The sequence below is a fragment of the Terrabacter sp. P5_B1 genome (assembly GCF_056400505.1).
This window is the reverse complement of the sequence record NZ_JBFULD010000120.1, coordinates 1-11,151: the sequence shown is the minus strand read 5'-3', so window position 1 is coordinate 11,151 and position 11,151 is coordinate 1. Positions and strand designations below refer to the sequence as shown.

General features: G+C 68.6%; 6 protein-coding genes. 5 read left to right on the top strand and 1 reads right to left on the bottom strand.

Annotated elements, in window-relative coordinates; genetic code table 11:
- The 3 genes from AC1DP0_RS10575 to AC1DP0_RS10565 form a co-directional block, all read left to right on the top strand.
- On the top strand, nt 1-569 hold a 569-nt coding region (locus AC1DP0_RS10575), incomplete at its 5' end, for a hypothetical protein (RefSeq protein WP_478084398.1).
- Between the two features lie 91 nt (nt 570-660).
- Entirely contained in the window at nt 661-1,623 is a 963-nt protein-coding gene (locus AC1DP0_RS10570; RefSeq protein WP_478084397.1) for a nitrilase-related carbon-nitrogen hydrolase, read from the top strand.
- Between the two features lie 50 nt (nt 1,624-1,673).
- Entirely contained in the window at nt 1,674-2,684 is a 1,011-nt protein-coding gene (locus tag AC1DP0_RS10565; RefSeq protein WP_478084400.1) for an agmatine deiminase family protein, read from the top strand.
- An 82-nt stretch (nt 2,685-2,766) separates the two neighbouring features.
- Here the strand turns inward: AC1DP0_RS10565 and AC1DP0_RS10560 are convergent, their stop codons facing one another.
- Nucleotides 2,767-3,243, bottom strand: a complete 477-nt coding sequence (locus tag AC1DP0_RS10560) for a DUF4282 domain-containing protein (protein WP_478084395.1) — start codon at nt 3,241-3,243, stop codon at nt 2,767-2,769.
- A gap of 503 nt (nt 3,244-3,746) precedes the next feature.
- On the opposite strand from AC1DP0_RS10560, the gene rpoB reads away from it, so the two are divergent.
- Complete coding sequence (gene rpoB, locus AC1DP0_RS10555; RefSeq protein ID WP_478084393.1) at nt 3,747-7,229, top strand: DNA-directed RNA polymerase subunit beta; 3,483 nt, start codon at nt 3,747-3,749, stop codon at nt 7,227-7,229.
- A gap of 122 nt (nt 7,230-7,351) precedes the next feature.
- On the top strand, nt 7,352-11,151 hold a 3,800-nt coding region (locus AC1DP0_RS10550), incomplete at its 3' end, for a DNA-directed RNA polymerase subunit beta' (RefSeq protein ID WP_478084392.1).

Below are 11,151 nucleotides of genomic sequence, written 5' to 3'. Positions count from 1 at the left end.
ACGTGGAACCCTCGACGAGCGAGCCCGAAGCTCAGGGCGAGCACGCCGGGACCCGTCGGCGCACCGCGGGTGCCGGCGGACAGGGGCGCCGCCTGTGGGCTCCCGCGATCGGTGCCGGCCTCGCGCTCGCCCTGCTCGCGGCATCCCTCGTCTACGCCCTGCGCCCCTCGGTCTCCGACACCGACCGCACCGCCGCCGTCGGCTCGGCGCGCACGACGCTCGAGAGCCTGCTCAGCTACAGCGGCGCTGCGTTCGACAAGCACATCGGCGAGGTGACCCCGCAGCTGGCGTCCCCGTTCAAGGACCAGTTCACCAAGGTCGCGGCCACCGACATCAAGCCGATGGCCGTCAAGAACGACGCCACGGTGCAGGCAAAGGTCTACGACGCTGGCGTCATGGACGCGACGGGTGATGGCGGCGAGGGCACGACCGTGCGCGTCATGGCGTTCGTCAACCAGGCCACGACCACCAAGGCCCAGCAGGCTCCCGCCATCGACCAGAACCGCGTCATCGCGACCATGCGCAAGGTGGGCGACCGCTGGCTGATCAGCGAGCTGTCGGCCTACTGACCGGCACGCGGGTGTTGGTTGTCGGGGGTGCCCGGGGGCGGCGCAGGCCGGCGGCGGCCGTGAGCCACCGGGTGTTGGCATACTTCCTGCTGTGAAGCTTCTCCAGGCCGATGGCGTCCCCGAGTCCCCCGCCCGAGTCCACCAGCCCGAGGGCGCCCCCGTGCGGGTCGGGCTCGTCCAGCACGAGTGGGTCGACGATCCCGCAGCCCTCGTCGAGACGCTCCGGGACGGCATCCGCACGGCGGCCGGGGCCGGTGCCTCCGTCGTCTTCCTGCCCGAGCTGACCCTGTCCCGCTACCCGGCCGACACCCTGCCCGAGGGCACCCCCTCGACGACCGCCGAGGACCTCGACACCGGCGCGACGGTGGGCTTCGCCCGTGCCGCGGCACGCGACTTCGGCGTCCACGTGCATGCCTCGCTCTACGAACGTGCCGACCAGGGTGACGGGCTGGGCTTCAACACCGCCGTCGTCGTGGCCCCCACCGGTGAGGTCGTGGCGCGCACCCGCAAGACCCACATCCCCGTCACCGCCGGCTACTACGAGGACAAGTACTTCCGTCCCGGGCCCCCGGACGATGCGTATCCCGTTGTCGCCCTTGGCAACCCGTCGGTGAGGCTCGGGCTCCCGACGTGCTGGGACGAGTGGTTCCCCGAGGTCGCCCGGCTCTACTCCCTGGCGGGCGCCGAGGTGCTCTGCTACCCGACCGCCATCGGCTCCGAGCCCGACCACCCCGTCTTCGACACCCAGCCGCTGTGGCAGCAGGTGATCGTCGGCAACGGCATCGCCAACGGCCTGTTCATGGTCGTGCCCAACCGCTTCGGCACCGAGGGCCTCATCACCTTCTACGGCAGCTCGTTCATCTCCGACCCCTACGGCCGGATCCTCGTGCAGGCACCACGCGACGAAGCGGCCGTCCTCGTCGCCGACCTCGACCTCGCGCAGCGCCGTGACTGGCTCGAGCTCTTCCCGTTCCTCTCGACCCGCCGGCCCGACTCGTATGCCGCCCTGACGGCCCCGGTGCGCGACGAGCACCGTCGCGAGGCGGGGCAGTGACCGACGCCGTGCCGGCCCCGGGCGAGGCGGCCGGCGCGGCCGGATGGCGTATGCCGTCTGAGRCCGATCGCCACGAGTGCACCTGGATGGCGTGGCCGAGTCAGGGCTACACGCTCGGTGACACCCCGGACGAGGTGGCCACGGCTCGCCGCACCTGGGCCGCCGTCGCGAACGCGGTCGTGGAGTTCGAGCCGGTCCGCATGGTCGTCGTTCCCGGCGACGTCGCCGTCGCCCGGGAGCACCTGCACCCGGACGTCGAGCTCGTCCCGGCGTCGCTGGACGACGCGTGGATGCGTGACATCGGCCCGACCTTCGTCCGGTCGGCGGACGGGACGCGTCTGGGAGCGGTCGACTGGGTGTTCAACGGTTGGGGCGGCCAGTCGTGGGCCAGCTGGGAGCACGACGCGCGTATCGGCGCCCTCGTCGGCGGCCTGAGCGGCGCCGAGGTCATCGGTTCGTCGCTCGTGAACGAGGGTGGCGGCATCCACGTCGACGGGCTGGGCACCGTGCTGCTCACCGAGACGGTCCAGCTCGACCCGGGCCGCAACCCGGGACTGACCCGCGCGGACGTCGAGGCGGAGCTCTCCCGCACCATCGGGGTCACGTCGTGCGTGTGGCTGCCACGGGGGCTGACCCGCGACTACGACGAGTTCGGCACCCGCGGCCACGTCGACATCGTGGCGACGATCGCGAGCCCCGGCGTCGTGCTGCTCCACGAGCAGCGGGACCCCTCGCACCCCGACCACGCCGTCTCGCGGGACCTGCGGGCGCTCCTCGAGGACGCCCGCGACGCTCGGGGCGAATCCTTCGAGGTCGTCGGCGTCCCGGCGCCGCGGACCCTGGCCGACGCAGAGGGGCCGGTCGACTGGTCCTACATCAACCATCTCGTCGTCAACGACGGCGTCATCGCCTGCTCGTTCGGGGACGAGCAGGACGACGCGTCCCTGTGGATCCTCGGCGAGGCGTACCCGGGGCGCCGCGTGGTCGGGATCGATGCGCGTCCGCTCTTCGACCGCGGCGGAGGCATCCACTGCATCACCCAGCAGCAGCCCGCCCTCTGACGCCGGGAGGCGATCGAGAGGGCGGCCCGTCCGGGGGGAGGCCGTCAGCGGCGGTGCGGACGAACTGCTCCCTCGATCCGGGTCAGGCCTGGGGGAGCCGCTTGTGGACGTCCTCGCTCATGCGCACGACCGAGAGGTAGAACTCGAGGGTCATGCGGATGACGGCGAGGTAGATGACGACGAAGATCGGCCCGAGGACGAGGACGCCGAGTCCCGTGCCGACGCTGTTCGCGAAGCCGACGATCACGAAGACGAGCCAGGTCAGCGCGAGCGCCACGGTCGCCAGCAGGTAGACGAAGCGGACGAGGATCGGTGTGACGAAGTTGGTGAAGCTGAAGTCGAAGAGCGCGGTGAAGAAGCCCGCACCCTCCTTCGCGGGGCCGGGGATGCTCGACATGCCACCGGGACCACCGGTCGGCGCTGCCGGGACCATCGGCGGCGGGGGAGGGGGGCCGCCTGGCGCGGGAGAGGTGGGCTGGCTGCTCGGCAGGGGGGTGGTCGGGTCGCCACCGGCCGGGCGGTTGAAGGACGGTTGCTCGGGCGGGTTGGGATCGGACATGGCTTCCCTCTCTCAGAAGGAGACGTCAACAGATCTCTGGCGTCCACATCGTAGGGCGGCGCCGTGTCGACTCCCCCCGACCAGCGCGATCGCACGGCGTGTTCGTGCAGGTCAGGGGGTCCCCACCGGCGCCACGCGGGAGGCGGCGACGCGCCTCGCGCAGGCGCGGGTCTTGACGCCAGCCCCGCGGAGGGCCATATTCGTCGCGTTCGCATCGCGAGCTCCCGGTCCAGGGGGCGTGGCAGGTCACGTCGAGGGCAGCCGGTCGTTTTCGAGACCGGATGGCCCCTCGAGGGACGACCTCCGCTCCTTGACCCGGCTGGACACTCCTGCCCTTTGTGGGTAGGCTAGGCCTTTGCGCTGCCCATGCCCATCCTTCGCGACCTCGGTCAGGCCACTCCCCAATGCCTTTCGGCATTCGGCATGACCTCGGGGACCCGCGAGCGGAGCCATGCGGCAACGCGGATCTGAAGATTCGAAAAAGGCCCGTGGAAGGACCCTCCTTGGCTGCCTCGCGTACTGCGACGAACATGTCCACCGCACAGACCCCTTCGGGGCGTCTGTCCTTCGCGAAGATTCGCGAACCACTCGAGGTCCCCGACCTCCTGGCGCTTCAGACGGAGAGCTTCGACTGGCTGCTCGGCAACGAGCGCTGGCAGGCTCGCGTCGCCGCGGCCAAGGCCGAGGGACGCACCGACGTCCCCGACCGGTCCGGGCTCGAGGAGATCTTCGAGGAGATCTCCCCGATCGAGGACTTCAGCGGCTCGATGTCGCTGTCGTTCCGCGACCACCGCTTCGAGGAGACCCGCAAGACGATCGAGTCGTGCAAGGAGCGCGACCAGACGTACGACGCACCGCTCTTCGTCACCGCCGAGTTCATGAACGCCCAGACGGGCGAGATCAAGAGCCAGACGGTGTTCATGGGTGACTTCCCGCTCATGACCGAGCGCGGCACCTTCATCATCAACGGCACCGAGCGTGTCGTCGTCTCGCAGCTCGTCCGCAGCCCGGGCGTGTACTTCGAGCGCACGCCCGACAAGACGTCCGACAAGGACATCTACACCGCCAAGATCATCCCGAGCCGCGGTGCCTGGCTCGAGTTCGAGATCGACAAGCGCGACATGGTGGGCGTCCGCGTCGACCGCAAGCGCAAGCAGTCGGTCACGGTGCTCCTCAAGGCCCTCGGCTGGACCGAGGCCCAGATCCTCGAGGAGTTCGGCGAGTTCGAGTCGATGCGCCTCACCCTGGAGAAGGACCACACCCAGGGCCAGGACGACGCGCTGCTGGACATCTACCGCAAGCTGCGCCCGGGCGAGCCGCCGACCAAGGAGGCCGCGCAGACGCTGCTCGACAACCTCTACTTCAACGGCAAGCGCTACGACCTCGCCAAGGTCGGCCGCTACAAGGTCAACAAGAAGCTCGGCCTCGACGGCTCGATCAACGACTCGACCCTGTCGATCGACGACATCGTCAAGACGATCAAGTTCATCGTCACGCTGCACGACGGCCAGGACTCGATGAAGGGCGTCAAGAACGGCGACGAGATCGACGTCCGCGTCGAGGTCGACGACATCGACCACTTCGGCAACCGTCGTCTCCGCTCCGTCGGCGAGCTCATCCAGAACCAGGTCCGCACGGGCCTGTCCCGCATGGAGCGCGTCGTCCGCGAGCGCATGACCACGCAGGACGTCGAGGCGATCACCCCGCAGACCCTGATCAACATCCGCCCCGTGGTGGCCTCGATCAAGGAGTTCTTCGGCACGTCGCAGCTCTCGCAGTTCATGGACCAGAACAACCCGCTCGCGGGTCTGACGCACAAGCGTCGTCTGTCCGCGCTCGGCCCGGGTGGTATCTCCCGTGACCGCGCCCAGATGGAGGTCCGTGACGTCCACCCGTCGCACTACGGCCGCATGTGCCCGATCGAGACCCCGGAAGGCCCGAACATCGGCCTCATCGGCTCGCTCGCGTCCTACGGTCGGATCAACGCGTTCGGCTTCATCGAGACGCCGTACCGCAAGGTCACCGACGGTCACGTGACCGACGACGTCGACTACCTGTCCGCCGACGAGGAGGACCGCTACGTCGTCGCCCAGGCCAACGCGCCGCTGGACAAGCAGAACAACTTCACCGAGGACCGCGTGCTCGTGCGCACCAAGGGTGGAGAGGTCGAGCTCGTCCCCGGCGACGAGGTCGACTACATGGACGTCTCACCGCGCCAGATGGTGTCGGCCGCGACCGCGATGATCCCCTTCCTCGAGCACGACGACGCCAACCGTGCGCTCATGGGCGCCAACATGCAGCGTCAGGCCGTCCCGCTCGTCAAGAGCGAGGCGCCCATCGTCGGCACCGGCATGGAGTTCCGCGCCGCCCTCGACTCGGGCGACGTCGTCCGCGCCGAGAAGGCCGGTGTCGTGCAGGAGGTGTCGGCTGACCTCGTCACCGTCGCCAACGACGACGGCACCTACCAGACGTACCGCATCGCCAAGTTCGCGCGCTCCAACCAGGGCACGAGCTACAACCAGGTCGTCGTCGTCAACGAGGGCGACCGTCTCGAGGCCGGCGGCGTCATCGCCGACGGTCCCGCGACCGAGGGTGGCGAGATGGCGCTCGGACGCAACCTGCTCGTCGCGTTCATGTCGTGGGAGGGCCACAACTACGAGGACGCGATCATCCTCAGCCAGCGCCTGGTCCAGGACGACGTCCTCTCCTCGATCCACATCGAGGAGCACGAGGTCGACGCCCGTGACACCAAGCTCGGCCCCGAGGAGATCACCCGGGACATCCCGAACGTCTCCGAGGAGGTCCTGGCCGACCTCGACGAGCGCGGCATCATCCGCGTCGGCGCCGAGGTCCGCGACGGCGACCTGCTCGTCGGCAAGGTCACGCCCAAGGGTGAGACCGAGCTGACGCCGGAGGAGCGCCTGCTGCGCGCCATCTTCGGTGAGAAGGCGCGCGAGGTCCGTGACACGAGCCTCAAGGTGCCCCACGGCGAGACCGGCACGGTCATCGGCGTCAAGGAGTTCCGGGCCGACATGGGCGACGACCTGCCGCCCGGTGTCAACCAGCTCGTCCGCGTCTACGTGGCCAACAAGCGCAAGATCACCGACGGTGACAAGCTCGCCGGCCGCCACGGCAACAAGGGTGTCATCTCCAAGATCCTCCCGGTCGAGGACATGCCCTTCCTCGAGGACGGCACGCCGGTCGACGTCGTGCTCAACCCGCACGGTGTGCCGCGTCGTATGAACCTCGGTCAGATCCTCGAGCTGCACCTCGGCTGGGCCGCCTCGCGCGGCTGGAAGATCGAGGGCAACCCGGAGTGGGCCAAGGAGATCGCGGTCGACGCGCACGAGGCCCCCGCGGGCTCGCGCGTGGCGACGCCGGTCTTCGACGGTGCGTCCGAGGACGTCGTGACAGGTCTGCTGGACTCGACGCTCAAGACGCGCGACGGGGTTCGCCTCATCGACGCCTCGGGCAAGACGCGCCTCTTCGACGGCCGCTCAGGCGAGCCGTTCCCGGAGCCCGTCGCGGTCGGCTACATGTACATCCTCAAGCTCCACCACCTCGTCGACGACAAGATCCACGCTCGTTCGACGGGTCCGTACTCGATGATCACCCAGCAGCCGCTCGGCGGTAAGGCCCAGTTCGGTGGCCAGCGCTTCGGTGAGATGGAGGTCTGGGCCCTCGAGGCGTACGGCGCCGCCTACACGCTCCAGGAGCTGCTGACGATCAAGTCGGACGACGTTCCCGGCCGCGTGAAGGTCTACGAGGCCATCGTCAAGGGCGAGAACATCCCCGACTCGGGCATCCCGGAGTCGTTCAAGGTCCTCCTCAAGGAGATGCAGTCCCTGTGTCTCAACGTCGAGGTCCTGAGCAGCGACGGCACCACGATCGAGATGAAGGAGTCCGACGAAGAGGTCTTCCGCGCGGCGGAGGAGCTCGGTATCGACCTGAGCCGGCGTGAGCCGTCCAGCGTCGAAGAGGTCTGAGAAGGCCCCACCCGACGAAGGGGGCGTATGCCGTAGGGCCCGCCCAGCGGCATACGCCACCCCCCGTCCCCCGAAACCACTCAGACCAAAGACTCAACGAGAGTTACGAGAGAAGGAACCACGTGCTCRACGTCAACTTCTTTGACGAGCTGCGTATCGGCCTCGCCACCGCGGAATCCATCCGCCAGTGGAGCCACGGTGAGGTCAAGAAGCCCGAGACCATCAACTACCGCACGCTCAAGCCCGAGAAGGAGGGCCTGTTCTGCGAGCGCATCTTCGGCCCCACCCGGGACTGGGAGTGCAACTGCGGCAAGTACAAGCGCGTCCGCTTCAAGGGCATCATCTGTGAGCGCTGTGGCGTCGAGGTCACGCGCGCCAAGGTGCGCCGTGAGCGGATGGGCCACATCGAGCTCGCCGCCCCCGTCACGCACATCTGGTACTTCAAGGGCGTCCCGAGCCGTCTCGGCTACCTGCTCGACCTCGCCCCGAAGGACCTCGAGAAGGTCATCTACTTCGCGGCCTACATGATCACGTCCGTCGACGAGGACCAGCGTCACGCTGACCTGCCCTCGCTCGAGGCGCAGATCCAGGTCGAGAAGAAGGAGATCGAGAACCGCCGCGACGCCGACGTCGAGTCCCGTGCGCAGCTGCTCGAGCGCAACGTCGCCGAGCTCGAGGCCGAGGGTGCCAAGGCCGACGTCAAGCGCAAGGTCCGCGACCAGGCCGACCGCGAGATGAACAACATCCGCAAGCGTGCCGACCAGCTGGTCGAGCGCCTCGAGCAGGTCTGGGACCGGTTCAAAAACCTCAAGGTCCAGGACCTCGAGGGCGACGAGATCCTCTACCGCGAGATGCGTGACCGCTTCGGTCTCTACTTCGAGGGCGGCATGGGCGCCGCGGCGATCCAGAAGCGCCTCGAGTCCTTCGACCTCGACGCCGAGGCGGATCTCCTCCAGGAGATCATCGCCACCGGCAAGGGCCAGAAGAAGACCCGCGCCATCAAGCGCCTCAAGGTCGTCAACGCCTTCCAGATGACGACGAACCACCCGTCGGGCATGGTCCTCGACGCGATCCCGGTCATCCCGCCGGACCTGCGCCCGATGGTGCAGCTCGACGGCGGCCGCTTCGCGACCTCGGACCTCAACGACCTCTACCGTCGCGTCATCAACCGCAACAACCGCCTGAAGCGCCTCCTCGACCTCGGTGCGCCCGAGATCATCGTCAACAACGAGAAGCGCATGCTCCAGGAGGCCGTCGACAGCCTCTTCGACAACGGCCGTCGTGGTCGCCCGGTCACGGGTCCCGGCAACCGTCCGCTCAAGTCGCTGTCCGACATGCTCAAGGGCAAGCAGGGTCGATTCCGCCAGAACCTGCTCGGCAAGCGCGTCGACTACTCCGGCCGTTCGGTCATCGTCGTCGGCCCGCAGCTGAAGCTGCACCAGTGCGGTCTGCCCAAGCAGATGGCGCTGGAGCTGTTCAAGCCGTTCGTGATGAAGCGCCTGGTCGACCTCGACCACGCCCAGAACATCAAGTCGGCCAAGCGGATGGTGGAGCGGGCTCGCCCCGTCGTGTGGGACGTCCTCGAAGAGGTCATCACGGAGCACCCGGTGCTGCTCAACCGTGCACCCACGCTGCACCGTCTCGGCATCCAGGCGTTCGAGCCGCAGCTCGTCGAGGGCAAGGCCATCCAGATCCACCCGCTCGTCTGCTCGGCCTTCAACGCCGACTTCGACGGTGACCAGATGGCCGTCCACGTGCCGCTGTCGGCTGAGGCGCAGGCCGAGGCCCGCATCCTCATGCTGTCGAGCAACAACATCCTCAAGCCGGCTGACGGTCGCCCCGTGACCATGCCGACCCAGGACATGATCACCGGCATCTACCACCTGACCGACGCCCTCGACGGCGGCGGCCCGGGTGCGGGTCGCGCGTTCTCGTCCCCGTCCGAGGCCCGCATGGCCTTCGACCGTGGCGAGATCCTGCTCGGCTCGGCGATCAAGCTGCGCCTCACGGACGCGGTGCCCCCGGCCGGCCACGAGCTGCCCGAGGGTGTCGAGGCCGGCGAGGACGGCATCGTCAAGAGCCTCACGCTCGAGACGACGCTCGGTCGCGCGATCTTCAACGACACGCTGCCGCTCGACTACCCGTTCGAGAACCGCCCGGTCGACCGCAAGCGCCTCTCGGCGATCGTCAACGACCTCGCGGAGCGCTACTCCAAGGTCCAGGTCGCCGCGTCCCTCGACGCCCTGAAGGAGGCCGGTTTCCACTGGTCGACCCGCTCGGGCTGCACCGTCGCCATCTCCGACGTCACGACGCCGGACAACAAGACGGCGATCCTCGAGGGCTACGAGACCAAGGCCGCCAAGGTCCAGACGCAGTACGAGCGCGGTCTCATCACCGACGACGAGCGTCGTCAGGAGCTCGTCGAGATCTGGACCCAGGCGTCCAACCAGGTCGCCAAGGAGATGGAGACCAACTTCCCGCGCACGAACCCCATCTACCGGATGGTGTCCTCGGGTGCTGGTGGCAACTGGTTCCAGATCCGTCAGATCGCCGGCATGCGTGGCCTGATGGCCAACCCGAAGGGCGAGATCATCCCGCGCCCGATCAAGGCGAACTTCCGTGAGGGCCTCACGGTGCTCGAGTTCTTCATCTCGACGCACGGTGCCCGTAAGGGTCTGGCCGACACGGCGCTTCGTACCGCCGACTCGGGCTACCTCACGCGTCGTCTCGTCGACGTGTCGCAGGACGTCATCATCCGTGAGGACGACTGTGGCACCGAGCGTGGCCTCAAGCTGCCGATCGCCCAGGTCAACGAGACCACGGGCACGCGTGCGCCGAGCGAGGTCGTCGAGGCCTCGGTCTACGCCCGCACGCTGGCCGAGGACGTCGTCGTGGACGGCGAGACGCTCGCCGTCGCCGGCATCGACCTCGGTGACGTCGTCATCGACGCGCTCTACGCGGCCGGTGTCGACGAGGTCCGGATCCGTTCGGTCCTGACGTGCGACAGCAAGGTCGGCACGTGTGCGGCCTGCTACGGCCGTTCRCTCGCGACGGGCAAGCTCGTCGACATCGGCGAGGCCGTCGGCATCATCGCGGCCCAGTCGATCGGTGAGCCCGGCACGCAGCTGACGATGCGTACCTTCCACACCGGCGGCGCGGCCGCGGCCGACGACATCACCCAGGGTCTGCCGCGTGTCGTCGAGCTGTTCGAGGCGCGCACCCCCAAGGGTGTCGCCCCGATCGCCGAGGCCACCGGCCGGATCGAGATCGAGGACACCGACAAGGCACGCCGGATCCTGCTCACGCCGGACGACGGCTCCGAGCAGCACGCCTACCCGGTGAGCAAGCGCTCGCGCCTCGTCGTCGCCGACGGCGACCACGTCGAGGTCGGCACCAAGCTGGTCCAGGGCGCGATCGACCCCAAGCAGGTCCTTCGCATCCTCGGCCCGCGCGCGGCCCAGAAGCACCTCGTCGACGAGGTGCAGCGGGTCTACCGCCAGCAGGGTGTCTCGATCCACGACAAGCACATCGAGGTCATCGTGCGCCAGATGCTGCGGCGCGTGACGATCATCGAGGCCGGCGACGCCGACCTGCTGCCCGGCGAGCTCGCCGAGCGTGGTCGCTTCGAGGACGAGAACCGTCGCGTCATGGCCGAGGGTGGCCGTCCGGCCGCCGGTCGTCCCGAGCTCATGGGCATCACCAAGGCCTCGCTCGCGACCGAGTCGTGGCTGTCGGCCGCGTCCTTCCAGGAGACGACCCGCGTGCTCACGCAGGCCGCCATGGAGGCCAAGTCCGACCCGCTGCTGGGCCTCAAGGAGAACGTCATCCTCGGAAAGCTCATCCCTGCCGGCACGGGCCTGCCCCGCTACCGGAACGTCAAGGTCGAGCCCACCGAGGAGGCCAAGGCCGCGATGTACTCGCT

Excerpts from the sequence above, each read along its gene's own strand:
- AC1DP0_RS10560 (WP_478084395.1), bottom strand. The coding sequence starts at position 3,243 with ATGTCCGATCCCAACCCGCCCGAGCAACCGTCCTTCAACCGCCCGGCC.